General features: G+C 71.8%; 26 protein-coding genes. 11 read left to right on the top strand and 15 right to left on the bottom strand.

What is annotated here, in order from left to right; genetic code table 11:
• Positions 1-56 precede the first annotated feature (56 nt).
• Entirely contained in the window at positions 57-1,154 is a 1,098-nt protein-coding gene (locus tag AB0435_RS02175) for an NADH:flavin oxidoreductase/NADH oxidase (protein WP_366002296.1), read from the top strand.
• 97 nt (positions 1,155-1,251) lie between these two features.
• On the opposite strand, the gene AB0435_RS02170 is transcribed toward AB0435_RS02175, so the two are convergent.
• The gene (locus AB0435_RS02170) at positions 1,252-2,430 is read right to left on the bottom strand and encodes an Ig-like domain-containing protein (RefSeq protein WP_366425965.1); all 1,179 of its coding nucleotides are present in this window, start codon (positions 2,428-2,430) and stop codon (positions 1,252-1,254) included.
• A 291-nt stretch (positions 2,431-2,721) separates the two neighbouring features.
• On the opposite strand from AB0435_RS02170, the gene AB0435_RS02165 reads away from it, so the two are divergent.
• On the top strand, positions 2,722-3,084 hold the full coding sequence (locus tag AB0435_RS02165) for a helix-turn-helix domain-containing protein (RefSeq protein WP_366002298.1): 363 nt from the start codon (positions 2,722-2,724) through the stop codon (positions 3,082-3,084).
• A gap of 21 nt (positions 3,085-3,105) precedes the next feature.
• Here AB0435_RS02165 and AB0435_RS02160 read toward each other — a convergent pair whose 3' ends face one another.
• Positions 3,106-4,455: an FAD-dependent oxidoreductase gene (locus AB0435_RS02160; protein WP_366002299.1), complete on the bottom strand. Its 1,350-nt coding sequence runs from the start codon at positions 4,453-4,455 to the stop codon at positions 3,106-3,108.
• 215 nt (positions 4,456-4,670) lie between these two features.
• Between AB0435_RS02160 and AB0435_RS02155 the strand changes: the two genes are divergently transcribed.
• Positions 4,671-5,228 (top strand): PadR family transcriptional regulator, encoded by a 558-nt coding sequence (locus AB0435_RS02155; protein WP_366002300.1) that lies wholly within the window; start codon positions 4,671-4,673, stop codon positions 5,226-5,228.
• A 51-nt stretch (positions 5,229-5,279) separates the two neighbouring features.
• Positions 5,280-6,995 carry an acyl-CoA dehydrogenase family protein gene (locus AB0435_RS02150; protein WP_366425964.1) on the top strand — a complete coding sequence of 572 codons (1,716 nt, stop codon included), beginning with the start codon at positions 5,280-5,282 and terminating at the stop codon, positions 6,993-6,995.
• A gap of 56 nt (positions 6,996-7,051) precedes the next feature.
• Here the strand turns inward: AB0435_RS02150 and AB0435_RS02145 are convergent, their stop codons facing one another.
• The 4 genes from AB0435_RS02145 to AB0435_RS02130 form a co-directional block, all read right to left on the bottom strand.
• Positions 7,052-7,657: an isochorismatase family protein gene (locus tag AB0435_RS02145; RefSeq protein ID WP_366002302.1), complete on the bottom strand. Its 606-nt coding sequence runs from the start codon at positions 7,655-7,657 to the stop codon at positions 7,052-7,054.
• Between the two features lie 82 nt (positions 7,658-7,739).
• The gene (locus tag AB0435_RS02140; protein WP_366002303.1) at positions 7,740-8,723 is read right to left on the bottom strand and encodes a DJ-1/PfpI family protein; all 984 of its coding nucleotides are present in this window, start codon (positions 8,721-8,723) and stop codon (positions 7,740-7,742) included.
• 122 nt (positions 8,724-8,845) lie between these two features.
• Entirely contained in the window at positions 8,846-10,165 is a 1,320-nt protein-coding gene (locus AB0435_RS02135) for an aldehyde dehydrogenase family protein (RefSeq protein ID WP_366426036.1), read from the bottom strand.
• A 122-nt stretch (positions 10,166-10,287) separates the two neighbouring features.
• Positions 10,288-11,322, bottom strand: a complete 1,035-nt coding sequence (locus tag AB0435_RS02130) for a hypothetical protein (RefSeq protein WP_366425963.1) — start codon at positions 11,320-11,322, stop codon at positions 10,288-10,290.
• A 77-nt stretch (positions 11,323-11,399) separates the two neighbouring features.
• Here AB0435_RS02130 and AB0435_RS02125 point away from each other — a divergent pair, with 77 nt between their 5' ends.
• A complete protein-coding gene (locus tag AB0435_RS02125) occupies positions 11,400-11,822 on the top strand; it encodes a MarR family winged helix-turn-helix transcriptional regulator (protein ID WP_366002305.1) in 423 nt (140 codons plus the stop codon).
• A gap of 79 nt (positions 11,823-11,901) precedes the next feature.
• Here AB0435_RS02125 and AB0435_RS02120 read toward each other — a convergent pair whose 3' ends face one another.
• The 3 genes from AB0435_RS02120 to AB0435_RS02110 form a co-directional block, all read right to left on the bottom strand.
• On the bottom strand, positions 11,902-12,759 hold the full coding sequence (locus AB0435_RS02120; protein ID WP_366002306.1) for a hypothetical protein: 858 nt from the start codon (positions 12,757-12,759) through the stop codon (positions 11,902-11,904).
• A 10-nt stretch (positions 12,760-12,769) separates the two neighbouring features.
• The gene (locus AB0435_RS02115; RefSeq protein WP_366425962.1) at positions 12,770-13,336 is read right to left on the bottom strand and encodes a papain-like cysteine protease family protein; all 567 of its coding nucleotides are present in this window, start codon (positions 13,334-13,336) and stop codon (positions 12,770-12,772) included.
• Between the two features lie 586 nt (positions 13,337-13,922).
• Complete coding sequence (locus AB0435_RS02110) at positions 13,923-14,168, bottom strand: LLM class flavin-dependent oxidoreductase (RefSeq protein ID WP_366425961.1); 246 nt, start codon at positions 14,166-14,168, stop codon at positions 13,923-13,925.
• Here AB0435_RS02110 and AB0435_RS02105 point away from each other — a divergent pair.
• On the top strand, positions 14,053-14,988 hold the full coding sequence (locus AB0435_RS02105) for an AfsR/SARP family transcriptional regulator (protein ID WP_366425960.1): 936 nt from the start codon (positions 14,053-14,055) through the stop codon (positions 14,986-14,988). The genes AB0435_RS02110 and AB0435_RS02105 overlap by 116 nt on opposite strands.
• A 4-nt stretch (positions 14,989-14,992) precedes the next feature.
• Here AB0435_RS02105 and AB0435_RS02100 read toward each other — a convergent pair whose 3' ends face one another.
• Positions 14,993-15,805, bottom strand: a complete 813-nt coding sequence (locus tag AB0435_RS02100) for a shikimate dehydrogenase (protein WP_366425959.1) — start codon at positions 15,803-15,805, stop codon at positions 14,993-14,995.
• Positions 15,806-15,926: 121 nt separating this feature from the next.
• Between AB0435_RS02100 and AB0435_RS02095 the strand changes: the two genes are divergently transcribed.
• The 4 genes from AB0435_RS02095 to AB0435_RS02080 all read left to right on the top strand — a co-directional run bounded on the left by AB0435_RS02095 (position 15,927) and on the right by AB0435_RS02080 (position 20,337).
• Positions 15,927-16,955 (top strand): ROK family protein, encoded by a 1,029-nt coding sequence (locus AB0435_RS02095; protein WP_366002312.1) that lies wholly within the window; start codon positions 15,927-15,929, stop codon positions 16,953-16,955.
• 73 nt (positions 16,956-17,028) lie between these two features.
• A complete protein-coding gene (locus AB0435_RS02090) occupies positions 17,029-18,573 on the top strand; it encodes an FAD-binding oxidoreductase (protein ID WP_366425958.1) in 1,545 nt (514 codons plus the stop codon).
• A gap of 167 nt (positions 18,574-18,740) precedes the next feature.
• Positions 18,741-19,250 (top strand): winged helix-turn-helix domain-containing protein, encoded by a 510-nt coding sequence (locus tag AB0435_RS02085; RefSeq protein ID WP_366002314.1) that lies wholly within the window; start codon positions 18,741-18,743, stop codon positions 19,248-19,250.
• Positions 19,251-19,305: 55 nt separating this feature from the next.
• Entirely contained in the window at positions 19,306-20,337 is a 1,032-nt protein-coding gene (locus AB0435_RS02080; RefSeq protein ID WP_366425957.1) for a 3-dehydroquinate synthase family protein, read from the top strand.
• A 9-nt stretch (positions 20,338-20,346) separates the two neighbouring features.
• Here the strand turns inward: AB0435_RS02080 and AB0435_RS02075 are convergent, their stop codons facing one another.
• Positions 20,347-21,243: a hypothetical protein gene (locus AB0435_RS02075; RefSeq protein ID WP_366425956.1), complete on the bottom strand. Its 897-nt coding sequence runs from the start codon at positions 21,241-21,243 to the stop codon at positions 20,347-20,349.
• A gap of 124 nt (positions 21,244-21,367) precedes the next feature.
• Here AB0435_RS02075 and AB0435_RS02070 point away from each other — a divergent pair, with 124 nt between their 5' ends.
• Positions 21,368-21,775 carry a PPOX class F420-dependent oxidoreductase gene (locus AB0435_RS02070; protein WP_366002317.1) on the top strand — a complete coding sequence of 136 codons (408 nt, stop codon included), beginning with the start codon at positions 21,368-21,370 and terminating at the stop codon, positions 21,773-21,775.
• A 97-nt stretch (positions 21,776-21,872) separates the two neighbouring features.
• Here the strand turns inward: AB0435_RS02070 and AB0435_RS02065 are convergent, their stop codons facing one another.
• From AB0435_RS02065 to AB0435_RS02050, 4 genes are all read right to left on the bottom strand, one after another.
• Positions 21,873-23,276: a cytochrome P450 gene (locus AB0435_RS02065; protein WP_366002319.1), complete on the bottom strand. Its 1,404-nt coding sequence runs from the start codon at positions 23,274-23,276 to the stop codon at positions 21,873-21,875.
• The gene (locus tag AB0435_RS02060) at positions 23,273-24,136 is read right to left on the bottom strand and encodes a methyltransferase domain-containing protein (RefSeq protein WP_366425955.1); all 864 of its coding nucleotides are present in this window, start codon (positions 24,134-24,136) and stop codon (positions 23,273-23,275) included. Before AB0435_RS02060 ends, AB0435_RS02065 begins: the two co-directional genes overlap by 4 nt.
• 5 nt (positions 24,137-24,141) lie before the next feature.
• Positions 24,142-24,993 carry a methyltransferase domain-containing protein gene (locus AB0435_RS02055; protein ID WP_366002321.1) on the bottom strand — a complete coding sequence of 284 codons (852 nt, stop codon included), beginning with the start codon at positions 24,991-24,993 and terminating at the stop codon, positions 24,142-24,144.
• A 62-nt stretch (positions 24,994-25,055) separates the two neighbouring features.
• Positions 25,056-26,618 (bottom strand): serine hydrolase domain-containing protein, encoded by a 1,563-nt coding sequence (locus tag AB0435_RS02050; RefSeq protein ID WP_366425954.1) that lies wholly within the window; start codon positions 26,616-26,618, stop codon positions 25,056-25,058.
• Between the last annotated feature and the right edge of the window lie 3 nt (positions 26,619-26,621).

Genomic DNA, 26,621 nt, shown 5'->3' with positions numbered 1-26,621 from the left:
GTGTTTCTCGTACCAGTCGCAGTGCGTCGGCTGCACCGGCGGAAACGGAGTCTTTGATGAGTGCCCTCTTCGAGCCCTTCACCCTGCGCTCGCTGACCATCCCCAACCGGATCTGGATGGCGCCCATGTGCCAGTACAGTGCGGACGACCACGGCCCCGACGCGGGCGTGCCGCACGACTGGCACTTCGCCCACCTCGCCGCGCGGGCCGTCGGCGGCGCGGGCCTGATCCTCACCGAGGCCACGGCCGTCTCTCCCGAGGGGCGCATCTCGCCCGCGGACCTGGGGCTGTGGAACGACCGGCAGGTGGAGGCGTTCCGGCGCATCACCTCCTTCCTGGAGGCCCATGGCGCGGTGCCGGGTGTCCAGCTCGGGCACGCCGGACGGAAGGCGTCGACCGAGCGGCCGTGGCGCGGCGGCGGTCCCGCCGGCCCCGAGGCGCACGGCTGGACGACCGTCGCCCCCTCCCCGCTGCCGTTCGCGGAGGGCTACCCCACGCCGCGCGAGCTGACCAAGGACGACATCGCCCAGGTGGTCGCCGACTTCGCGGCCGCCGCGCGGCGGGCGCTCGCGGCCGGCTTCAAGGTCGTCGAGATCCACGGCGCCCACGGCTATCTGATCAACGAGTTCCTGTCCCCGCACAGCAACCACCGCACCGACGAGTACGGCGGCTCCTTCGAGAACCGCACCCGGTTCGCGCTGGAGGTCGTGGACGCGGTGCGCTCGGTGTGGCCCGAGGAACTGCCGGTGTTCTTCCGGATCTCCGCCACGGACTGGCTCACGGAGAACCCCGAGGACGACCGGGAAGGCTGGACCGCCGACGACACCGTGCGGTTCGCGAAGGATCTCGCCGCGCACGGCGTGGACCTGCTCGACACCTCCACCGGCGGCAACAGCCCCGACGCCACCATCCCCACCGGGCCCGGCTACCAGGTCCCCTTCGCCGCCAGGGTGCGCGAGGAGACCGGTCTGCCCGTGGCCGCCGTCGGCCTGATCACCGACCCCGCCCAGGCCGAGGAGATCGTGACATCGGGCCGGGCGGACGCGGTGCTCCTCGGCCGCGAACTGCTCCGCGACCCCTACTGGCCGCTGCACGCGGCCGCCGCCCTGGGGCTGCCGCCGCGCCGGCCCGCGCAGTACCGCAGGGCCGCCTGACGGCTCGGGGGCCACGGGAGCAACTCCCGCGGCCCCCGGCCCACGTCGCCACGGATGAACCGAGGCAACGGCTACTTCGGATGGACCGAAGGAACGGTCACTTCAGCGCGCTGCGCTTCTGCCACTGGTCCCAGGACTCCTGCCAGACCTCGAGGCCGTTGCCGACGTCGGTCACCTTGGTGCTGCTGGTGTTCTTGACCTCGACGGTCGAGCCGATGGGCAGGAAGTCGTAGACCCGCTTGGCGTCGCTGGTGGTCATGCCGAAGCAGCCGTGGCTGTTGTTCTCCACGCCGAGCGACTGGTTCCAGGGTGCCGAGTGCAGGAAGGTGCCGGACGCGGTCAGGTGCGTCACCCACTTCGAGTCCAGCATCCACTCGTTGCCGTGGCCGATGGTGGACGAGTCCATGGTCTCGGCGGCGTTCTTGCTGCGCACGGTGTGGACGCCGCCGCGCGTCGGGTCCACGGGCGAGCCGGCGGAGCCCTTGATGTCCCCGACAGGCTTGCCGTTCTCGTACATCGTCAGCGTGTGGCTGGGGACGTCGATGACGGCCTTGTGGTCGGCGCCTATGGCGAAGCCGAACTGGTAGTTATGCGCGAACCAGCCGCCCTCGCCGGAGTCGACGCCGGCGAGGTTGCCGTTGACGGAGACCTTGGTCCCGGACGGCCAGTAGTCCTTGGGGCGCCAGTCGATCCGGTCCTGGCCCGACCAGTCCTTCACCCAGCCCCAGGCGCCCTCCACCTTCGGCTGGGTGGTGACCTTCAGGGACTTCTCGATCTCGGCGCGCTTGCTCTTGTCCACCGGGTTGTCGAAGAGGATCGAGACGGGCATGCCCGTGCCGACGGTCTGCCCGTCGCCCGGGGTGTTGGTGAGCTTGTTGAGCTTCGGCGCCTGCTTCGTGGTGAAGGTCGCGGTGGAGGAGGACTCCTTGCCCTTGCCGTCCTTGCCGCCCTTCGCCGTGGAACGCACGGTGTAGGTGGTCTGCGGGCCGACCTTGCCCTCCGAGGTCCAGGAGGAGCCGTCGTCGGTCAACTGCCCGGCGACCTTCTGCCCCTTGTCGTCCTTGACCTCCACGCCCGTGAGCCGGCCGCCCTCGGCCTTCACCGATATCGGGGAGCCGAGCTCGACCTCCTTGCCCTCGCCCGGGGTGACGGTGATCCGGGCCTCGGACCCGGCGGCGCTGGAGCCGCCGGACCCCCCGGAACAGGCGCTGAGCGCCAGGGAACCCATGAGGGCGGATGCCAACAGGACGGAGCGACGGCCCGATCCGACGTGCACGTGAGTCGACCTTTCTCGTTTCAGCAGAGCAAGCGGCGGTCACGGCCGCGTCGCCCGAACCGGTCGACAGCACCCCCCGCCACACTTCTACAGATGATCGACACGCATGTACGGTTGCGCGAAAAATGGAAACATTTGTGCGGCTGACCGCTTTTGGCCGGTGTCATGGCCGAAACTCGTACGATGCCTCTCGTAGTAGGCGGGGCGTCGAAGTACGATGGATCTCGTACACCGGTGCCCGGTTCCGCCTTCACGGGCCCTCCGAAGCCTTGCCGACCTGAAGGAGCAGCCGTGACGACGCAGACCCGGCCCCCGTCCCCGGGCCGTTCGCTGGAGCACCCCGAGCGGGACGAGATCCGTCTCGAAGGCGTGCTGCACGCGCTCTCCGACCCCATGCGGCTGAAGATCTTCCGCTGCCTCGCCGGCGCCGAGGACGAGTTGTCCTGTTCGGTGTTCGAGCTGCCGGTCAGCAAGTCCACCACCACGCACCACTTCCGCGTCCTGCGCGAGAGCGGCGTGATCCAGCAGATCTACCGCGGCACCGCGAAGATGAACGCCCTGCGCCGCGACGACCTCGAAGCCCTCTTCCCCGGGCTGCTCGACGCCCTTCTCACCTCGGCCACCCAGCAGGCCGAGCGGCTCGCGAGCGACTGAACCGCCCGGCCGCCGACGCCCTCAGCGCCGGGTGCGGGCCGCCGTCAGCAGCCCGTCCCAGTCCGGGATCTTCACCGGCCCCCGGCCCAGGCGACGGCCGAGCGCGGACTCCGCCGCCTCGATCCCCAGCCAGCCCGGCCACTCCACCACCTCCCGGACGCTCGAGCGCAGCGCGGAACGCGCGTCCTCGACGGGGCGGCGCGCCTTCAGCGCCTCGGCGTCGGCCAGCAGTGAGCCGACCGTCTCCTTGGCGCAGGAACGGTTGGTGCCGATCACTCCGGTCGGCCCGCGCTTGATCCACCCCGCGACGTACTCGCCGGGCGACGGGGCCCCGTCGCGCAGCACCCTGCCTTGCGCGTGCGGCACGGTCCCGCGCTCGCCGTCGAAGGGCAGCCCCGGGATCGGCACCCCGCGGTAACCCACCGACCGCAGCACCAACTGTGCCTCGATCTCCTCGAACCGGCCGGTGCCGGTCACGCCGCCGTGCCCGTCCGGCGCGGTCCGTTCGAAGCGCACCGCGCGCACCGCGCCGTCCCCGAGCAGGGCGACAGGGCGCAGGAAGAACCGCAGGTGGATCCGGCGCGCCCGGCCCGGCCCCGGCGCCTCCCCCCAGCCCCGCAGGACGTCGACGTTCCGTCTGCTCGCCGACGGCAGCCCCGACGGGTCGGCCCACGCCGGATCCAGCGCCGCCTCTTCGGGCCGTACGAGGACCTCGGCGCCCGGCAGGGCACCCAGCTCGCGCAGTTCCTTGGTGGTGAACTTCGCCTGGGAGGGCCCGCGCCGGCCCACCATGTGGACGTCCCGCACGCGACTGGCGGCGAGCGCCGCCAGGGCCGCGTCCGGCACGTCCGTGGGCCGCAGCTCGTCGGCGCCGCGGCCCAGCACCCGGGCCACGTCGACCGCCACATTGCCGACCCCGATGACCACCGCGGAGCGCGCGCCGAGGACGAAGCCGCCGGGCGAGGCGTCCGGGTGGGCGCTGTACCAGGAGACGAACTCCGTGGCCGAGAAGCTGCCGCGGAGGTCCTCGCCGGGAATGCCGAGCCTCCGGTCGGTCGCGGCGCCGACGCAGTAGACCACCGCGTGATAGAGCTCCAGGAGCCGACGCGGTGTCAGACCGCCCGGCCCGTCACCGACCGGGACATTGCCCAGGAAGGAGATGGCCGGGTGCTCCAGCGCCGCGCGCAGGGTGCCCTGGAGCGACTTGATCTTCTCGTGGTCGGGCGCCACCCCGTAGCGCACCAGCCCGTACGGACAGGGCAGCCGGTCCAGGACGTCCACCGTCACTCCGGGGACGTCCTGTTGCTGTACCAGCGCCTGGGCGGTGTAGACCCCGCTCGGTCCCGACCCGACGACTGCGACGCGAAGCACGGTGGGCCCCTTCCCGCGGGGCGCTCCCCGCAGACGTCCCGCAGATGCGTCCAGGATGACACCGGGGGAGGGCTGTGCGGGAGAGGCGCCGGGGGCGTGGCGATCACAGGGGGCCGGCCGTGGCCGCCCCGGGGCGGACACACGCCGGGTGAGCCGTGTCTCACCTGGGTGGCGCCGCTTGTATATGAAACGAGTTGCATAGCAGGATCCGGGGCATGGCGCTCGAGCACGCGATCCTCGTCTCCCTGCTGGAGAAGCCGGGCTCCGGCTATGAGCTGGCCCGGCGGTTCGAGCGGTCCATCGGATACTTCTGGACCGCCACCCACCAGCAGATCTACCGCGTCCTCAAGCGGATGGAGGGCGACGGCCGGCTCGATGTCCGGGACGTGCCGCAGCAGGGCAGGCCGGACAAGAAGGAGTATTCCGTCGCCGCCCCCGGCCGGGCCGTCCTCTCCCGTTGGCTGCACGAACCGATCGAGCCCGAGAGCGTCCGCCACGACCTCGCCGTGAAGATCCGCGGCGCGGCGTTCGACGACCCCGCCGCGCTGATCCGCGAGGTCGAGCGGCACCACCGGGCGCACACCGAGCGGCTCGCGCACTATCTCGCGGGCGAGGTGCGCGACTTCACCGGCACCGAGGCCCCCGGCGCGCTCGACGCCGGACAGGAGCTGCAACACGTCGTGCTGCGCGGCGGCATCGCGTACGAGCGGATGACGGTCGCCTGGCTCGACGACGTGCTCGCCACCCTCCACCGGCTCCGTCCCCAGCGCTGAACCCCGACTTCCCCGACCCTCTCAACCGTCAAGCCGGAAAGGCGAACATCCATGGCCGACCAGCTTCTGTTCAACCCGCGCACCTACGACCCGGCGCACTTCGACCCCGAGACCCGCAGGCTGCTGCGCGCCACCGTCGCCTGGTTCGAGGAGCGCGGCAAGCGCAAGCTGATCGAGGACTACCGCTCCCGCGCCTGGCTGGCGGACTTCCTCGCGTTCTCCGCCAAGGAGGGGCTGTTCGCGACCTTCCTCACCCCGGCCGCCGCCGGGCAGGGCGACGCGCGCTGGGACACCGCCCGGATCGCGGCGCTCAACGAGATCTTCGGCTTCTACGGGCTCGACTACTGGTACGCGTGGCAGGTCACCATCCTCGGCCTCGGCCCGGTCTGGCAGAGCGACAACGCCGCCGCCCGCGCCCGTGCCGCGGAACTCCTCACCCAGGGCGAGGTGTTCGCCTTCGGCCTGTCCGAGAAGGCCCACGGTGCCGACATCTACTCCACCGACATGCTGCTGGAGCCCGACGGCGACGGCGGCTTCCGGGCCGGCGGCTCGAAGTACTATATAGGCAACGGCAACGCCGCCGGGCTCGTCTCCGTCTTCGGCCGCCGCACCGACGTCGAGGGCCCCGACGGCTACGTCTTCTTCGCGGCCGACAGCCGCCACCCGGCGTACCACCTCGTGAAGAACGTCGTCGACTCCTCGAAGTACGTCAGCGAGTTCCGCCTGGAGAACTACCCGGTCGGTCCCGAGGACGTGCTGCACACCGGCCGCGCCGCGTTCGACGCGGCTCTCAACACCGTCAACGTCGGCAAGTTCAACCTCTGCACGGCCTCGATCGGCATCTGCGAGCACGCGATGTACGAGGCCGTCACCCACGCGCACAACCGCGTCCTCTACGGCCGTCCCGTCACCGCCTTCCCGCACGTGCGCCGCGAGCTGACCGACGCGTACGTCCGTCTCGTCGGGATGAAGCTGTTCAGCGACCGCGCCGTCGACTACTTCCGGTCCGCCGGGCCCGACGACCGCCGCTACCTGCTCTTCAACCCCATGACGAAGATGAAGGTGACCACGGAGGGCGAGAAGGTCATCGACCTGATGTGGGACGTCATCGCGGCCAAGGGCTTCGAGAAGGACACCTACTTCGCCCAGGCCGCCACCGAGATCCGCGGGCTGCCGAAGCTGGAGGGCACGGTCCACGTCAACCTCGCGCTGATCCTCAAGTTCATGCGCAACCACCTGCTGGACCCGGCCGACTACGCGCCGGTGCCGACCCGTCTCGACGCGGCCGACGACGCGTTCCTCTTCCGCCAGGGACCGGCCCGCGGCCTCGGCTCCGTACGCTTCCACGACTGGCGCACCGCGTACGACGCCTACGCCGCCGTGCCCAACGTCGGCCGCTTCCGGGAGCAGGCGGACGCCCTGTGCGCGTTCGTCACCACCGCCGCTCCCGACGAGGAGCAGAGCCGTGACCTCGATCTCCTGCTCGCCGTCGGCCAGTTGTTCGCGCTCGTCGTGCACGGCCAGCTGATCCTGGAGCAGGCGCGGCTGACCGGTCTCGACGAGGACGTGCTCGACGAGCTGTTCGCCGTCCTCGTCCGCGACTTCTCCGCGCACGCCGTCGAGCTGCACGGCAAGGACTCCGCCACCGCGGAGCAGCAGGGCTGGGCGCTGGGCGTGGTCCGCCGCCCGGTCGTCGACGAGGCCCGCTCCGCGCGCGTCTGGGAGCGCGTCGAGGCGCTGTCCGGCGCGTACGAGATGGCGGAGTGACAACAGGGCCGCTGCCGCCGGTGTTTGCGGCGGCAGCGGCCCTGCCGGCCGGGCTGTCAGCTCCCGAGCAGGTCGTCCACCGTGGGCGCCACGGTGCCGAACAGGTCCGTGACGGTGGTCAGGCTCGCCGCCTGGAGAACGGCGGCGGGCACGAGGGTGCCGTCGGGGGCGGTGAGGGGACGGGTGGCCGTGGCCTCGGCGACGACAGTGGGGCGGTAGCCGCGGTTGAAGGCGCCCTGGGCGGTGAAGGTGACGCACATGTGGGTCATGAAGCCGGCCAGGACCAGGTCGGGACCCGCGCCGAGGTCACGCAGGATCTTCTCGAGGCCGGTGTCGTGGAAGGCGTCCGGGAAGCGCTTGACCACGACGTGCTCGCCCTCGGCCGGGGCGACCTCGTCGCTGATGGCGCCGATCCGGGCGCGGATGTCGTAAGGGGTGCCCGCACCGCCGTCGTTGACGATGTGGACGACCGGGGTGCCCGCCGCGCGGGCCGCCGCGAGCAGGCGCGCGCCGGCGGCCAGGGCCGGCTCGGCGCCGTCCAGCGCCATCACGCCGGTGCGGTAGGTGTTCTGGAAGTCGATCATGATCAGGGTCGTGCCGGCCAGGCGGGGCAGCCGGCCGTCGAGGCCGATCACGTCGCGCAGGGTCGTGGAAGCGGTCATGGAAGGGTTCCTTTCCTGGAGGGATGCGGGCATGGCGAAGCCGCGCCGCGCCGCGGCGCTCGCCTGCCGGAGGAGGGATGGTTCAGGTGGTGGTGCGGAAACCGCGGCGGTAGGCCGCCGGGGTCGTGCCGAGCTGTTTGCGGAAGGCCCGGTGGAGCGTCTCCACCGAGCGCAGGCCGCTGGCCTTCGCGACCTTCTCCAGTGGTTCGTCGGTGCTCTCCAGCAGACGGCGGGCGGCCTCCACACGGGACGCCTCGACGTAGTCGGCCGGAGTGGTGCCGGTCTCCTTGCGGAAGACCCGGGCGAAGTGCCGCTCGCTGAGGTTCATGCGCCCGGCCAGCGCGGCCGCGGAGAGGTCGCCGTCCGGGTGGTCGGCGATGTGGTGCCGCAGCTCGTCGATGTCGCGCCGCGAGGTGGCGGGGCGGCTGAGCGGGACGCTGAACTGGCTCTGCCCGCCCTGGCGTTTGAGGTACATCACCAGCTGCCGGGCCACCGCCAGCGCGAGGTCCTCGCCGTGGTCCTCGGCCACCAGGGCCAGCGCGAGATCCATGCAGGCGCTGATCCCGGCCCCGGTCCACACCCGTCCCGAGCGGACGAAGATCGGATCCGGGTCCACCGTCACCCGGGGGTGTTCGGCGGCGAGCTGGGCCGCGGTCGACCAGTGCGTGGTCGCCGTCCGCCCGTCCAGCAGGCCGGCCGCGGCCAGCAGGTGCGCGCCCACGCACACCGACGCCACCCGCCGCGCGTGCGGGGCGGTGTCCCGCACCCAGTCCACGACCTCCTGGTCGATCCGGGCCACCGGGCCGTCCGGGCGCAGGTCCACCGCGCCGGGGACGAGGAGGGTGTCCACCGCGGCGCCGACCTCGCCGAAGGACAGGTCGGCGAGCAGCCGCACACCGGCCGATGTGGTGACCTCCCCGCGCTCCGGGCCCGCCAGGCGGACCCGGTAGCCCGCGCGGCCACCGGTCTCCCGGTTGGCGAGCGCGAAGACCTCGGCCGGGCCGGTGACGTCGAGGAGGTCGACATCGGGGAAGACCGCGATGACGACACGGTGGGTGCGGGACATGTGTCCATCGTCGCCGCCGGTCGCCATGACCGCAATGACGGGTATCTGTCACATCCGGCCATGGCGGGAGGCCGCGCCCGGCGTACCGGACGCGGCCTCCCGCCACGACTCACGACGGCCTCTCAGGCCAGCGGCTTCTCGAGCACGGCCTTGCGGTGGCTGAACGTCTCGATGGAGTAGCGGCCGTGGTAGTTGCCCATGCCGCTCTCGCCGACCCCGCCGAACGGCAGGTCGGAGACTGTCAGGTGGGCCAGCGGAAGGCCGAACCCGAGCCCTCCGGAGGAGGTCTCGGCCGCGAGGCGCCGCCGGGTCGCCTCGGAGTCGGTGAAGGCGTAGAGCGCCAGCGGCTTGTCGCGGTCGTTGATGAAGCCGATGGCCTCGTCCAGGCCTGCGACCGTGACGATGGGGAGGACGGGGCCGAAGATCTCCTCCCGCATGACCGGCGCTTCCGGGGCGACGTCGGCCAGCACGGTGGGGGCGATGTACTTCGTGGCGCGGTCAGTGCCGCCGCCGGTCACCACGCGTCCGGAGCCGAGCAGGGCGGACAGCCGGTCGAAGTGGCGCTCGTTGATGATCCGCCCGTACGTCCCGGACGCCGCCGGGTCGGATCCGTACAGCTCCTCGACGGCCCGGGCCAGGGCGGGCTCCAGCGCGCGGGCGGTCTCCGGGTCGGTGAGGACGTAGTCGGGCGCGACGCACGTCTGGCCGGCGTTGAGGAACTTGCCGGCCGCGAGCCGCGCCGCCACGACCGTGAGGTCGGTGTCCTTGTCGACGAACACCGGTGACTTGCCGCCGAGTTCGAGGGTGACCGGGGTGAGGTGCTTGGCCGCCGCCGTCATGACGATGCGGCCGACGGTGCCGTTGCCGGTGTAGAAGATGTGGTCGAACCGCTCCTCCAGCAGGGCCGTGGTCTCCGGGATGCCGCCGGTCACGACGGCCACCGCGTCGGTGTCGAGATACCGGGGCAGGAGCCGGGCGAGGGCCGCGGAGGTGGCCGGGGCCAGCTCGCTGGGCTTGGCGACCACGGCGTTGCCCGCGGCCAGCGCGCCCACCACGGGGGCGAGCAGGAGCTGTGCCGGGTAGTTCCAGGGCGCGATCACCAGGACGACGCCCAGCGGGTCGTACTGCGTCCAGGCCGTGGCCTCGCCGAGGTGCGCGGGCACCGGGGCCGGCTCGGGCCGCAGCCAGGCGTCGAGGTGGTCGAGGGTGTGGTCGATCTCGCGGATCGTGAAGTCGATCTCGGTGCGGTACGCCTCGTGCGCGCTCTTGCCGAGGTCCTCGTGGAGGGCGGCGGCGAGGGCCGCTCCTTCCTCGGTGAGCATGGTGCGCAGGCCGCGCAGCTGGGTGGTGCGCCAGGCGACGGGCTTGGTGCGGCCGGTGCGGAAGGTGGCGCGCAGCCGGGCGACGACGTCGGCGGGCTGCTCGGGAGCGGGGTGGTGCATGGTGCCTCGATCGTGGGTGCGGGGTGCCTCGCCGGTCGGGCTCGGCAGCAGGTGCTTGAGGTGCTCAAGCACCTGCTTCGATGTAAATACCAATGTTTCAGGATGTCAAGTGTTTCAGGATGTCAAGCAACAGCGGGGGAGGCCGGGAGTGCCCGCCGCGCCCGCCGGCTCTCGGCCGCGGCCGAGACCGCGAGCAGCGCCACGCCGCCGGCCAGCCAGCACACCAGCGACAGGACGCGGCCGTCGAAGCCCGCGCCGCCGTCGAAGTAGAGCAGGCTGCGGGCGCCCTCGACGAAGCCCGCGCCGTTCCAGAATGCGTGCAGCGAGCCGAAGAACCCGTTCTGGAGCTCCGGCCGGAAGACGCCGCCCGACGAGGTGAAGTTCAGCATCACGAACAGCACCATCAGCGCCAGCGTCGTCCAGCGCTTGAGGAAGGTGTGCAGGCCGATGCCGATGGTGATGACGCCCGCAGAGTAGAGCCAGCCCATGGCCCACACGGTCGCGTAGTCGTGGTCGACAATGTGGAAGACCGGCCCGGCGAGCGCGATGCCGATGACGCTCACCACGACGGAGGTGGCCAGGCCGATCGCCGCCCGGGTCCACAGCTTGAAGGCCGCGCCGGCGGCCCCGATGGCGGCCACGCTGCCGTACGAGCCGATGCTCAGCGCGACCAGCAGGAAGAAGATGCCCTGCCCGGTCGGGTCGCCCTTGGAGAGCGTGGTGAGGTCGGTGACCGTCAGCGGCACGCCCTGCCGGTCCGCGACGGTGCGGAAGACGGTCGTGGCCGCCACGGCGGTGGTGTCGGAATTGGCCTTGGCCACCAGCGCCTCGGGGTGCGCGGAGTCCGGGACGTACGCGCCGGCGAGGTCGCGGTCCTCCAGGCGCGCGACGGCGGTCTTGCGGTCCGCGACGGTGGTGACGTCCAGCGTGTCGCCGGCCTTGCTCTGGAGGGTCCGGGCGAGCGCGTCCGCCCTGGCCGAGGTGCCGACGACCGCGATCTTCATCTCGTGCGGCTCCGGCGAGTGGAAGGCGCCCAGGTAGGCGAGGCCCATGCCGAGGCACATCAGCAGCGGGGTCAGGAGGTGGAGGGTGACGTGCTTGGCGTGGTGGCGCGGCCCGTGTGCGGCGTGGAGTGGTTCGTGCGCGGCTGTGGTCATGGGGCGGCTCCTCCGGATTAGGTTGGTAAATGCAACCAATGTCAGATGTATTATGCAACGAACATGGAGGAGGACGTATGCCCGACCGCGATGTGACCATCGGCACCATCCAGCGCGAGCTGACCGCTTTCGCCCGCCGGGCACGCCACAAGGCCGCTCAGATCCACCCCGAGCTGTCCTTGGTCACCTACACCATGCTCGACCACATGAAGGAGACCGGTGGCTGCCGCGGCACGGACCTGGCCGAGCACTTCCTGCTCGACAAGTCCACGGTCAGCCGGCAGACCGCCGTACTGGAGCGCCTGGGCCTGATCGTCCGCGAGCCCGACCCCGACGACCGCCGGGGCCAGATCCTGCGGCCGTCCGAGGACGGCCTGCGGCTCCTGGAGGAAGCGCACCGGCAGCGCAGAGTGACCTTCGAGGAGCGCTTCACGGAGTGGGGCGACGAGGATCTGGAGCGCTTCTCCGGGTATCTCCAGCGGTACAACGAGGTGAGCTGACCCGTGTCATGGCTTCGCCCCGGCGTTCGGCCGAGCGGCCGGGCACCGGGGCGAAGAGGGGTGGCTCGTCGTGGCGGGGTCAGCGGGCCCTGGCCGCGCGCCTGCGGCGGACGGCGAAGGCGCCGCCGAGGCACGCCAGCGCCGCGCCCGAGCCGCCGATGATCAGCGGGGCCGGGGACGAGGAGCGATGTGCCGGGGCCGCGGCCTGGTAGCCGCTGGAATAGCCCTTCGTGTCGTAGGCCGAGCCCGGCAGCTTGTCGGCGAGACGGCCCTTCAGCAAATTCTGGTAATCGGCCAGGGACACTGACGACTTGCCGCCGAGAGCGCTCTTGGCCGCGTCGTTGAGGGGCTGCACGGTGTCGAGTTTGAGCTGGTACCAGGCGTGGTCCTGCGGTGCGGAGAACACGGCGGCGCCCAGGTCCCCCTTGGTGGGGTAGGTGGCGTCGCCGTCGCCCTCGCGCACGGCGGCCAGGTGCCAACCGCCGCCTTGGGTGGCGCCGAGCATGACGGTGGCGCTGCGACCGTTGTCCGCGCTGACCGAAGACACCGCGTAGGCGAGCCGGAGGGCTTCGGTGAGGACCGGCTTGGCCTTGCCGGCGACGAAGTCCGGGGTGACCTCGAACAGCGCGACCGGGTCCTTGACGGTGAAGGACGGCACGCCCTGGCACGGGTCCGTCTTGGCGGGAACGGACTGGGCTCCTCGGGCGCCGCCGTGCGGCACCGGAACGCTGAGGAACTGACAGATGGAGTTGTGGACGGCCGTCGACTTCACCGCGTCCAGGGCGGCCTGGTAGTCGGGGATGTCGAGGGGGCCGTCCGCGGCGTGGGCCGCTCCGGTCGTCGCTGCCAGCGCCGCCGACGCGCCCAGTGCGAGGCCGAGGGACAGACGGGCGAGTCGAGTGGTGCGCCGCGTGCCGGAGTTGCTGTTGTCGCGCATGATGTCCTCCCTAGCCCTGGATCCGCTCGCGGCTGTGCGTCCACTTGAACGAGCTGTTGCTGACGTAGTCGTTGTAGTTCCACCAGGTGTAGGTCTGGGTGTCCGGCCAGGGATCGCCGACGGCGATGGTGTTGTTCGACTCGTCGTAGCCGTAGACGACGTTCATGTGGCCGCCGCCGGACGTCCAGCCGATGCGCACCGCCATGGGCCGGCTGGCGTTGACCTCGTTGGAGACCTCGCTGAACGACAGCGGACTGTTCACTCCCTGGCCGGTGTTGCTGAAGCCCATGCCCTGCCAGGCGCCCGCCATGTCGCCGAGGGTGGCCGGCTGGTTGTCGCAGCTGACGCCGGTCGCGTTGTGGGCGAGATTGCAGAAGTCGGTCTGGCTGTAGTTGTAGCCCCACCAACTGGCGATGGTGTTGCCCGAGGCGTCCCAGCACCACTGGGACTTTTCCTGTTTCTGCATGTTGATGTTGTCGTAGGCTCCCGCCTGAGCCGTTCCGGTGGCGGCCGCCAGGAGCCCCGATACGGTCAGCGCGAGGGCTGAGGCGGTCGTGGTGAACCTGCTTCTGCTCATCTTTCTTTCCTTCCCGATGGTGCCGGATGCCGGGCGCATCCAACGCTTTACAGGGGGCGTGACAAGGACGCGGGGAAAAGAAAGTCGACAAGAACGCGGGCACTTCCAGGGGTTGCCCAGGCGGATGAAACAGGTGTCAAGCCGGGCAAATCGCGCCGCTGGTGGGAGACTGCTCTCCGATGAGACCCCGTGTCCGGAGAGGCGGAATTCCAGGAGAGCGCAACGAGTCAACGTTAGCCAGAGGTCTCGGTGGTGTTTCACTCGGACGAGCGAGTGAACGTCATATGAAAGACCCGGAGTTGGCGGCGAATTCCAGCCTCTGGATTCCCTTCGCCGCGGACCGGATTGTCAACGCCGCTCGAATGTCCGGGGTTCGCGGAGTTCGCGATCCGGGCCCCCTGCCGTTTTGATCGTCGCTGTTTCGGCAAGGCTCGCCTGAGTGAATTCCACCTGCCATGGCGGATGCCGGATGCGGACGTCATGGCCCTCGCGGCGTCGGCTGCTCTCGCCGCGGTCCGCAGGCCGATGGGCGCGAACCGCGGCGTGGGCGAAGCGGGCCCTGCCCGGAGGCGGCGCCCGCGCCGGATCAGGCCGCTCGGCGGCGGTCGGCCGGTCGTGGGAGGCCCAGGCGGTCGCGCAAGGTGGCGCCTTCGGCGGCGACCCGTCGCTTCAGGTCGGCGTAGGTCTCCTGGCCGTCGGACAGCCGCGTGTGCCGGGTGAAGATCACCTCCGCGTGCCGCGCGGCGAACTCCCGGCCCACGGGCGAGGCCCCGGCCTGGAAGATCACGGGACTGCCCTGCGGGGAGGCCGGCAGGTTCAGCCGGCCCCGCACGTCGAAGTCCGCCCAGGTCGGAATACTCGGTCCCTTGGAAGTCCGCTCGGCCGGAGATACCGGAACGGGTGCGGCGGTAAGCGGAATTCGCGTACGCACATTGCTGGCCGCGTTGACCGCCCGGCTGGGGCAGGCGATGTCGACCGAACGCATCCTCAAAGAGGTGTGGGCCGACAACCCGCCCGCCACCGACCGCAAGGCGGTGGCCGTCGCCGTCCTGCGGCTCCGGCGGGTCCTCGGCGACAACGAAGGGAGGTGGCTGCTCACCCGTCCCTCCGGATACGTCCTGGACATCCCTCCGGACCACCTCGACGCCGTACGCGCGGAGAGCCTGGTGCGGGAGGGCAGGACCGCCCTGGCCGCGGGCGCCCCGCGCCTCGCGTCCCGCTACCTCACGCTCGCGCTCGGCGAATGGCGGGGCGAGCCCTACGCGGACGCCAACGCCATCTCCACCGTGACCCAGCGCATCACGGAGCTGGAGAACCTCAGGTCCGAGGCCGTCCAGGCGCACATCGACGCCCGACTCGAACTGGGCCACCACCAGGAACTGGTCGGGGAACTGCGCTCGCTGACCGCCGCGAACCCCCTGCACGAGCCGCACTGGCTGCAGTTGATGCTCGCCCTCTACCGCTCAGGCAAGCAGGCCGAGGCGCTCGCCGCCTATATGCAGATGCGCCAGGGCCTGGCCGAGAACCTGGGCATCGACCCGGGCCGCCAGCTCCAGGAACTGCACCTGAGGATCCTGCGCGCGGACGCGGGCCTGCTGGCCCCGACGGGGCCGGCGGCGTCGTCCGAGCCGCTGCTGGTGCGGCAGTCCTGACGGCTCACGGCCACCCGAAGAACGCGCGGTAGCACGGGACCTGCTGCTCCAGCATGTGGATGCCGTGGTGCACGCGGCGCCCGACGGCGGCGGCCGCGGTCAGCAACGCCGTCTCGTGGGGCTTCATGACGACGTCGACCACCACGGCATCCGGGCGCGTCCTCGACGGGTCGAAGGGCAGCGAGTCCTCGGGGCGCATGCCCAGCGGCGTCGCGTTGACGGCGAAGCCGGCCGCCTCCAGGTCGCCGGGGCCGAGGGCCCGGATCCCGTCCGGCCAGCGGGATCCGAGCCGCAGGAGCAGCGCGTCGAGCCGGGCGCGGTCGGTGTCGTGCACGGACACCCGCGCGGCGCTGGCCATCAGCAGCGCCGTGGCGATCGCGCTGCCCGCCCCACCCGCGCCGGCCAGCGCCACGTGGCTGTCGCGCACCGTGTGCCCGGCCGCCCGGAGCCCGTGGACGAACCCGAGCCCGTCGAAGTTCTCGGCGGACCAGCGGCCGTCGGGGTCGCGCCGCATCGCGTTGGCCGTCCCGATGAGGGCGGCCGCCGGCCCGAGCCCGTCCGCGAGCGCGCACAGGGCCGCCTTGTGCGGGACGGTGACCAGCAGGCCGTCCAGGTTGCCGATCCGCTTGAGCCCCTCGACCACCTCGGTGAGATCCCGCGCCCGGACGTGCACCGGTACCACCACGGCGTCCATACCGGGTCCGCTCAGCAGCGGGTTGAGCAGTCCGGGCGCCTTGACCTGGGCGACGGGGTCGCCCAGTACCGCGTACAGCCGTGTGGTACCCGAGACACCGGCCACCGGCCCGAGTGATTCCATCGACCGCTCCTCATCTGTACCCCGGTCGGATGTTGCCCTACGGTGCTGGAGATGCTCCACAGCTTTGCCGTGACTGCCCGTCGGCACAACCAGGCCCCGTCGTGAACGGGCCGGACCTCCCGTGCAGTTGCTCGCGGCGGCTCCCGACCGCTCCCGACGGAGGGAAGAGGCGATCAGATACCTGGGAATCGACGTCGGAGGTTCGAAGGTCGCCCTGCGGGTGGCCGGGGACACCGGAGGTGAGCCGGACGGCGGCCGCGCCGAGGAGACGTTCCGCTGGCCCGCCGCCGGTGACGTCACCGCGGACATGGACCTTCTCGCCGCGAGGGTACGCGGCCTTCTGGGACGCGGCGGGGAGCCCCTCGCCGGGGTCGGCGTGGCCATGCCCGCGATCTGCGACGCGGCCGGCACGGTGCGTACGTGGCCGGGCCGGCCGAGCTGGGTGGGCCTCGATCTGACGGCCGCCTTCGGGAAGTTGCTGCCCGGCATCCCGGTGGCCTGCGCCGACGACGGTGATCTCGCCGCCCTGGCGGAGGCACACGCCGCCGGCCGCCGGAATCTGCTGTACGTGGGTGTCGGCACGGGCATCGGCGGCGGCATCGTCCACGAAGGCCGCTCCTGGCCGGGCCCCGGCCGCGGTTCGTGCGAGGTCGGCCATGTCGTCGTCGACCGCTCGGGCCCCCGCTGCGACTGCGGGCGCACCGGCTGCGTCCAGGCGGTCGCCTCGGGTCCGGCCACCCTCCGGCGGGCCGCCGAACTGCGCGGCCGGATGACCGGTTTCGAGGAACTCGTGGCCGGGGCGCGCCTGCACGCCCCGTGGGCGGAGACAGCGGTCGACGAGAGCGCCGCGGCGGTCGCCGCCGCCGTGACCGGCGTCTGCGAGCTGGCACACCCCGAACTCGTCCTCGTGGGCGGCGGGTTCGCGGCGGGCGTGCCGGGATACGTCGCGTCGGTGACGGCACACGTCGAGCGGCTGGCCCGCCCCGGAACGGATCCGGTGCGGGTGCGGCCGGCGGTGCTCGGCGGACGGTCCTCCCTGCAGGGCGCGGTACTGCTCGCACGGGAGACGCACCGGCGGGGAGCCGAGCCGCCGGACGGCGGTGTTTCTTTCGACGGGGTGACAGGTAGGACCGTCCTCCGGTCCGATTGAGCACAATCACAGGTGATTTCGCGCATGTTCACCATGCCTCGTGTGCTCGGGGTCGGCAGAAGGAGTCAGCGTCATGCTCGACAGACGGACCGTCATTCGCGTCGGCGCGGGGATGGCGGCGGCCGCCGCCGTGGCCGGTACGGCCGCCACCGGTGCGGCGGCCGTGGGCCTGCCGGGCGCGCGAGGGCGCACGGCGACGCGCGGGGCCGACTGGGCCTCCTTACGCCGCCATCTGTCGGGTGACCTCGTCCTGCCGTCGGACACCGGTTACGAGCGGGCGAGGAAGCTCTACAGCGGCCAGTTCGACGGCATCCGCCCGCAGGCCGTCGCGTACTGCCGGACCGAGGGGGACGTGCGGACGACGCTCGCGTTCGCCCAGGACAACGCGCTGCCCCTCACCCCGCGCAGCGGCGGGCACAGCTTCGGCGGCTACTCCACGACCGACGGAATCGTCCTGGACGTTTCCGAGTTCCACGCGGTGGGCCTCACCCGGAACACCGTCGTCATGGGCGCGGGCACCCAGCAGGTGGACGCCCTCACGGCCCTGTCGCCGCGCGGCGTCGCCGTGGCGAGCGGAAACTGCCCGGGCGTCTGCCCCGGCGGCTTCGTCCAGGGCGGCGGCCTGGGCTGGCAGAGCCGCAAGTTCGGCATGGCGTGCGACCGGCTGCTCTCCGCCCGCGTCGTGCTCGCCGACGGCCGCGCCGTGACCGCCTCCGCCACCGAACACCCCGACCTGTTCTGGGCGATGCGCGGCGGAGGTGGCGGCAACTTCGGCGTCGTCACCAGCTTCGAGCTGCGCCCCACGGACGTCCCCTCCGTCGTCAGCTACAACCTCACCTGGCCGTGGGAGTCGGCGCGGCGGGTCGTCGAGGCGTGGCAGCACTGGATCATCGACGGCCCCCGGGATCTCGGCGCCGCGATGGCCGTGCAGTGGCCCGACGCCGGAACCGGCGCGCCGGTCGTGGTCGTCACCGGCGCCTGGCTGGGCGCCCCGGACGCGCTCACCCCCGTGCTGGACTCCCTGGTGGCCTCCGTGGGCGGCGCCCCAGCCACCCGCTCCACCAAGACGCTCTCCCAGCACGACGCGATGATGGCCCAGTACGGCTGCGCCGACCTCACGCCCGAGCAGTGCCACACGGTCGGCTACTCGCCCGAGGCCGCGCTGCCCCGGCAGAACTTCTCCATGGACCGCAACCGGCTCTTCTCCCGGGCCATCGGACAAGGAGGCGTCGAGCGGATCCTGGAGGCGTACGCCGCCGACCCGTGCGCCGGACAGTTCCGCTTCCTGAGCTTCTTCGCCCTCGGCGGGGTCGCCAACCGCCCCGACCGCACCGCCACCGCGTACGTCCACCGCGACACCGAGTTCTACCTCGGATTCTCGGTCGGCCTGAACAACCCGAAGTACACGGAGGAGGACGAGCGGCTCGGCCGCGCCTGGGCCGCGCGCGGGCTGCGCACGCTGGACCCCTGCTCCAACGGCGAGAGCTACCAGAACTTCATCGACCCGGAGTTGGGCGACTGGAAGTCCGCCTACTACGCCGAGAACTACGGCCGCCTGGCCGCCGTCAAGGCGGACTACGACCCGTACCGGCTCTTCTCCTTCGCCCAGGCCGTCTGACCTTCCGTGGTTCCGTGGCCTCTCACGGGAGGGCCCTCTTCCCGGAAGAGGCCACGGAAACCTGTTCCCCTCCGCTGCCTCTGTGGGCACTGGTGCGCGCGTGCACTTCTGTGTGATTGAGTGAAGTCCGGGTGTATGGAGCTCAGTTGCCGTGGAGGGGGCGCGCGTTGCGAGCATCAGCGGTGGAGAGGGTGGAGCTGATCCGCTGGCCGGTGGAGTCCGGCCGGCGGGAGCGCTGCCGCGACCGGGGCGTCATGCGGATCCTGGTGCTGGAGGCGGGCGTCGAGGCGCCCCTGTGCGTCGACCTCAAGGAGGACTGGGTCCGCGCCCCCGTCAGCGCCGACGACCTGCGGGCCCGCGCCGAGGCACTGCGGATCAGGGGAGCCGCCGCCGAGTCCCGGCCCGAGGTCGACCCGAACGGAGTGCTGCGCTTCCGGTGGCGCTCCGCCCTGCTCTCACCCACCGAGGCCAGGCTCGTCGCCCGGCTCGCCGAGTCCTACGCCGAGGTCGTCACCCGCGACGACCTGCTCAGCCTGCCCCCGGGCCCTACCGTCCCGAGCCGCAACGCCCTCGACCTCCACATCATGCGGATCCGACGGCGCCTCGCCGCGCTGGGCCTGAGGGTGCGCACCGTCCGGGGGCGTGGCTACGTCCTGGAGAGCGCGGAAGGGCGCTGAGCGCCGGGCGTGGCCGCGCACCGCACCGAACGCCCCTACGAGCGAGGAGCCCGAAGTGCCGCAGCCTCAGCACAGCCGCATCGACGTGGAGTTGGGCGAGAGGTCCTATCCCGTGCACGTCGGGCCGGGGGTGCGCCACCTCCTGCCCGGCATCGTCGCCTCCCTCGGCGCGCGCCGGGCCGCCGTCGTGACCGCCCGGCCCCCCGGCCTGGTGCCCGATCCCGGGGTGCCCGCGCTGATCGTCCGGGCGCGTGACGGCGAGCGGCACAAGACGCTCGCGACCGTCGAGGACCTGTGCCGCAAGTTCACCACCTTCGGCATCACGCGCCACGACGTCGTCGTCTCCTGCGGAGGGGGCTCGACGACCGACACGGTCGGCCTGGCGGCGGCGCTGCACCACCGCGGTGTGCCGGTGGTGCACCTGCCGACCACCCTCCTGGCCCAGGTGGACGCGAGCGTCGGCGGCAAGACCGCGGTCAACCTGCCCGAGGGGAAGAACCTCGTCGGCGCCTACTGGCAGCCCAAGGCCGTGCTGTGCGACACCTCCTACCTGGAGACGCTGCCCGCCGAGGAGTGGACCAACGGCTACGGCGAGATAGCGCGCTGCCACTTCATCGGCGCGGGCGACCTCCGCGGCCTCGCCGTCCACGACCAGGTCACCGCGAGCCTACGGCTGAAGGCGTCCGTCGTCGCGGCCGACGAGCGGGATTCCGGCCTGCGGCACATCCTCAACTACGGCCACACGCTGGGCCACGCGCTGGAGATCGCCACGGACTTCGGACTCCGGCACGGCCTCGGCGTGGCGATCGGGACGGTCTTCGCGGGCCGGCTCGCCGAGGCGCTGGGGCGCGTCGGCGCCGACCGCGCGCGCGAGCACACCGAGGTCGTGCGCCACTACGGACTTCCGGAGGGCCTTCCGGGGAACACTGACATCACCGAGCTCGTCTCCCTGATGAGGCACGACAAGAAGGCCACGTCGGGACTGACCTTCGTGCTCGACGGGCCGTCCGGCGTGGAACTGGTGGCCGGGATTCCCGAGGACGTCGTCCTGCGCACGCTCGCGGCGATGCCGCGGGAGAGGGGCTGACCCCGTGGTTCACAGGCGGCCGTACGCGCACAAGGTGAGCAGGGCGGCGAGGGTGACGATCGGGCGCCACTCCAGTCGTGTCCCGGGCGCCCACGCGCGCCACAGGATCGGCCACCCGCCGTCCTCCTCCTGCCGGGCCGCGAGGAAGTCCAGGCAGTCCTTCATCTCCCGGCCGGTGAACCACTGTCCGGCGAGGGAGTCGGGGGAGCGGGCGACGTCGTAGGGAAAGTGGTGCTCGCCCGGCGCGTAGCCGCGCGCCACGGGGAATTCCTCCGCACGCTCCGGCTCGGTCACATACATCCGCCGCTCACGTGTCATGTCCCCCAGCCGGAGCGCCACGGACAGCGCCCGGTCGCGGTCGGGCACGCCGTCGAGGAAGTCGACCGCGGCCTCCACCTCGTAGGGATGGGTGGTGTCCAGCGCCTCGACGGCCGCCCAGCAGAACTCCGCGGCGCGCTCCACCCACGGGTGCTGGATGCCGTTGCGCAGCAGCAGCCCGACGACGGGACCGGTGGACAGGAGCGCGCCCGGAGGGTCGTCCTTCAGGGGCAGAACGGAGGCCGAGGGGTAGCCGCGGAGCGAGGGATGGACGGCCGGCAGCGCTCCGTCGGGCGCGCTGATGGCCTCGAAGTGCCGCAGGAGGGCTGCCGTACGGGCCTCGTCGCAGCGGCCGATCTCGTCCAGCACCCGCAGCGCGAAGGCCGCGTGCAGCGGCTGCGGGCCCGGACCGCGCAGATCAGGTTCCAGCGCGAAGCCGAAGCCTCCGTCGGGCCGCAGGTAACCCAGCAGCGCCGCCTCCACCCCGTGGGGATCGGGCGCGAGGAAGTGGTGGGCGAAGCGGCGCTGTTCCAGCAGCCGCGCGGTGAGCCAGACGTGACCCTCGGCTCGGACGACGGGATGACTCACCGGAGAAGACCCTTTCGGACGGTACCGATTGCCTCAAGTGGCTGGTGGTGCCTTCGTGTTCAGGGGAAAGTGGAGCTTCAGGAGAAAGTGGAGTGTTTCGATTCGGGAGGGGAGTGTTGTTTCTGTGTCGATCGAGCTGTCGGAACCGCTGAAGAAGGCCCTGGATTCCCTCGTGTTCGGTGTCGTGGCGACCGTCGGTCCCGACGGCCGTCCGCACCAGTCCGTCGTGTGGGTCCGGCGCGAGGGCTCCGACGTACTGTTCACCATTCTGCGTGGCAGCCGCAAGGAGCGGAACATCCTGCATGACGCGCGCGTGAGCGTCCTGCTCCACCCGGCGGACGCCCCCTACACCTATGCCGCGATCCGGGGCACCGCGCATTTCATGGACGTGCCGGACCCCGTTGCGTTCTTCGATGAATTCTCCATGAAATACCGGGGGATGCCCTATCGCGAGTCCTTCCCCGTACCGCCGCACGAGAGCGCCATCGTCGCCGTCCGGGTCGTTCCCGAGACGGTCTTCGAGCAGTGGTGATCACAAGCCGGTGAACCGGCGCGCCGGACCCGCCGCCGGGTCCGCCGCGCCGTGCCCGACTCCCCCTTCCCGAGGCCGGGGCTCCGGGAAAGGGGGATCAGGCGCGTGGTTCGGTGACCATGGGCAGCGGACCCACGCCGACCAGGGCCCGTGGCTCCGGCCTGACCACGGTGCCGGCCACGGGGCGCAACCGCCAGCGGGAGGCCACCATCGTCATCGCGAGTGTCGTCTCGTTCATCGCGAACTCGTCGCCGATGCACTTCCGGCTGCCGGTCCCGAAAGGGATCATCGCGCCGCGGGGCACGTCCTTGGCCCGCTCCGGCAGCCACCGGTCGGGGTCGAAGCGCTCGGCGTCGGGGAACAGCCGCCGACTGCGCTGGAGTGCGTACGTGCTGTAGATGATGACGGTTCCGACGGGCATGCGTACCCCGCCGAGTTCGGTCTCCTCGGCGACGACCCTGGTGACCAGCCAGCCGGGCGGGTACAGCCGGAGCACCTCGGTGATGACGCGCCGGGCGTAGTCCGGGCCGTCCTTGTGGCCTGACGGCTGGTCCGTCCCCGTCCCTTCTGCCCCGTCCGCCCCGCCCTGCTCCTCGGCGGAGATGCTGTCGGCCAGTTCCTGCAGCCGGGCCTCGCAGCCGGGGTTCTCGCCGAGGAGGTGGAAGGCCCAGGTGAGCGCCGTCGCGGTGGTCTCGGTGGAGGCCATCAGGAAGTTCATCACCTGGTCGTGGATCTCCGTGTCGGAGAGCCGGTCGCCCGTGGCCTCGTCGCGGGCGAGCAGCAGCCCGGAGAGCAGGTCACCGTGGTCCGCCCCCGCCGCCCGGTACGTGGCGATGATGTCGTCGACGATGGAGCGCAGTTGCCGCAACGCCTCGTCGAAGCGGCGGTTGCCCGGCGTCGGCACCCGGTGGAGGAGCCCCAGTGGGGAGATCATCCGCTCGTACATGCCCTCCATCACCACGGGGAGGTGACGCAGGATGCCTTCGACGGCCGGGACGCCGATCTCCGTGGACAGCAGCACCCGTGCGCCGATCCGGGCCGTCAGGGCGTGGAAGACGTCGTTGACGTCGATGACCCCGCCGGGCCGCCAGCGGTCCATCTCCGCCTCCAGCTCCCGGCGCATGACCTCGGTGTAGGTGGCCAGGCGGCCGCGGCGGAAGGAGGGCTGCACCAGCAGGCGCTGGCGGCGGTGGTCCTTGAAGGGGCAGTTGCCCAGGCTGTTGCCCATGAGCAGCTTGGTCTTCTCGTAGAACGGCCCGCCCCGGTCGAAGGTCCGCGGGTCCGCCAGGATCTGCCCGATCAGGTCGGGGTGGCAGGCCATGTACGCGGGCGTGCGGCCGAGCGAGACCTTCACCAGGTCGCCCAGGTAGGGGAGGGCCGTGAGGAATTCCAGGGGCATGCGGCGCAGCGGGATGGTGTGGCCGATCAGCGGCAGCCGCCCCGGGGCCTCGGTGACGGTCCAGGAGTCCGCCTGCCGGTGCGCTTCTCGCGTTTGTTTCACGGCGTTTCCGCTCCGTCGTCCCCCTGGGCCCGTGGGGCCGGTTTCCGCGCGGTGACCACCGAGTAGCCGACCTCCTCCACCGAGCCCATGCGGTCGATGCCGTCGACCATGCGGTGGAACGCCTCGTCGTCCATGTGGGAGCCCAGGCCGTCCCTGGCCGCGCGCATCTTCGCCGCCACGGCCTCGTACGACGGCCGTACCTCGTCCCCGATGTCGAGGAACTCCACCACCTCCAGCCCGACCGACCGCATGCAGTCCTCATAGGCCTCGCGGGTGAGGACGGGGCCCTGCTGGAAGTTGTCGTTGGCGGTGTCGACGATCGTCCTGGACCTCTCGCTCAGCGGCCGGCGCAGCACGAAGTCCGTCACCGTCACCCGGCCGCCCGGGCGCAGGACCCGGGCGATCTCGGTGGAGACGTCGGCCCGTTCCAGGGCGTGGCAGATGCTCTCGATCGCGTAGCAGGCGTCGAACGAGCCGTCGGGAAAGGGGAGCGCCAGCATGTCGCCGATGTGGAACTCGGTCGTGTCGTCGCCCTCCTTCTCGGCGAGTTCCCGGGACAGGTCCACCTGGTACGGGTTGATCGACACGCCGGTGGCCTGCACCCGGTGCCGGGAGGCGATGCGCAAGGTGGCCTTGCCGTTGCCCGACCCCACGTCGAGCACCCGTTCACCCGGGGTGAGGCCCAGGCGCTCCGAGACGTGGTCGGTCAGCCGGTCGCCGGCCTCCTCGACGGTCGTGGGGGCGTCGGGGCCCGCCCAGTAGCCGCCGTGCATGTAGCCGCCTTCCGCGTGCACCATCAAGTCGGTGACGCGGTTGTAGAGTTCGACCATCCGGTCGGAGGCGGACGCGGTGTCCGTCATGCCGCTCACTTCCCCGGGCGCTGGGCGACGAGCAGCAGATAGCCGAACTCCTTGATGCCGACGAGGTCGCCGGGGTCGAACTGCTTCACCATCTCCTCGCCGAACTTCGTCTCCAGGCTCTGCTTCGACGCCTTGATGCGCTCCGAGAGCACCACGAAGGTCTTCTCCAGGGTCTGGTCGCTGACGTCGAGGAACTCCTCCAGCCACAGGCCCGCCGAGCGCAGCAGGGGAGGGTACGCCTCGGCGCTGGTCATGGTCATCATGAAGTCGTGGAGGTAGCGCTGGACGGCCGCCCGCCCTTCGGGGGCGAGGGGGGCCCGCTCGAAGAAGTCGGTGAGCACCAGGCGGCCCCCGGGCCGCAGCACCCGGCCGACCTGGGCGAGCACCTGGGCGCGGTCGGGCATGTGGATGATCGATTCGAGGGCGATGACGGCGTCGAAGCGCCCTTCCTCGAAGGGGAGGTCCATCGCGTCGGCCCGCTGGAAGCGCGCCCGGTCGGCGAGCCCGGCCTCCGCGGCCAGCGCGTTGGCCCGGACGACCTGCTCCTTGCTCACCGAGATGCCCGTGACGTGCGCCCCGCTCAGGCGGGCGATGCGCACGCCGGGGGTCCCCACGCCGCAGCCGAGGTCCAGGACGCGGGAGCCGGCGCCGATGCGCAGCCGCTCCGTCATCATGTCGGTGAGCCGGTCGGTGGCCTCGGCCAGCGGCACCTGACTGTCGGGGGAGTCCCAGTAGCCGAAGTGCAGGTTCTCGCCCAGGGACGCGGCCCCCAGGGCGGTGAACCGGTCGTAGAGCGCGCCCACTTCCTCGGAGGCGGGCGAGGGCATGGGGAGTTCGGACAGCTCGGAGTGCGGCATGGAGGAGCCCTCTCGTGAAAGGTCGGGGGTCGGCCGGGGCCGTTCGGGGTCAGGAGGCGGGGTCAGGAGATGTGGAGGTCCTGGTAGACGGCGTCGGCCAGGCGGACGATGCGCTCGCGGTGGCGTTCGTGCTCCACCTTCCCGTTGAGGTGGAGGGCGACGACGAGAGCGGCGTCCGGGTCCGCGAACACCACCGCGGTCCACAGCCCGTCGTGCCCGTAGGACCGGGGGGAGGCGTACGAGCCGAAGCTGGTGAACCGCGGGTCCAGCTGCCGGCATTCGAGGCGGAAGCCCATGCCCCAGTCGGCGTTGCCGTAGCGGTCCTGGAGGCCGGTGCGGTGCCGGGCCGTGAGGGCGGCGACGGTCGGCGGCGCGAGGACGCGCCCGCCGGGAGCCGACCCGCCGCGCAGCAGCATCTCGAAGAGCCTTCCCATGTCCCGCAGCGGGCCACGGGTGTTGACACCGGGGATGCAGCGTGTGGTGGCCGCCTCGGTGGACCACCAGTGGGTGGGCCGCGGGCCGCCCTCGGGGTTGCTCACATGGATCAGCGGCAGCTCGTCCCCGAACGCGGCGAACTCCTCGCGGTCCAGCCGGACATGGGTGTCGGACATGCCGCACGGCCCCAGGATCTCCTCCTGGACGTACGCGCCGTACTCCCTGCCGTCGACGGCGGGAAGGATGCGCGCCAGGACGAACCAGGCCCACCACTGGCTGTAGTTGATGCCGGGCACGTCCCCCGGGCGCGGCGTCACCGGCACCTCGAAGGCGCGGCGCACGCGTTCCTCGTCCGGGCCGGCCACGACGCCGTGCAGCGGATCGTCGCCGGTGGGCAGCGGGCCCGTATGGGTCAGCAGCTCCATCGAGGTGATGGACTCCTTGCCCCGGTTGCCGAACTCGGGCAGATAGTGCGCGACGGGCAGGTACGGGTCGTACGCTCCCGCTTCCCACAGGCGGCCCAGGGCGACCGACAGCAGCGGCTTGGCGCAGCAGTACCACAGGGGCAGCGACCGGTGGGTCATCGCCACCCCGGGACGGGCCAGCCCCAGCCCCGCGTCCGCCAGGGGGACTCCGTCGAGGGAGACGTAGATCTGTGCCCCCGGGGTGGAGGTGCCCACCTCGCGCTCCAGCTCCCGCATGGTGCCGGGAAGCGCCGCACGGGCGCGCCGGACGGCCTCGGCCGCCTCCTCGGTGCCGGGCGGCGGGGCCACGTCCCGCGCCGCGGTGCCGGGAGTGCCCCTGAGCGCGGCCACGTGGCCCGATCCGTCGCGCTCCAGCGCGGCGTCGATGAAGAACAGCAGGCTGAAATTGCCCTCGGCCCGGACGTCACCCCGCTCGAAGACGCCGGCCCGCTCCCGCGCCGGGCCGAGCAGCAGGGCGCGGGCGGCCGCCAGAGGCAGCTGGATCCGCAGCCCCGGGCTCTCACCGGCCGCGGCCGTCAGGCCGAGCCGCCCGGAGACCAGGTCCACCTGTACGTCGACCGCCGGGGGCGTATCGCGTGGTGGGTCGGTGAGCTCCAGACGGAGCGCGACCGTGCTGCGTTCGCCGGCGGGCGGCCGCTCCAGCCCGCGGGCCCCGGCGAGCCAGGCGGTGGACAGGAACGGCGCGGTGGACAGGGTGTCGAGCACGGG

Origin of the sequence: Streptomyces sp. NPDC051173 (assembly GCF_040689515.1) — a bacterium.
Lineage (GTDB): Bacteria > Actinomycetota > Actinomycetes > Streptomycetales > Streptomycetaceae > Streptomyces.
Note: the sequence above shows the minus strand (reverse complement) of the source record. Positions and strands in the feature narration are given on the sequence as shown.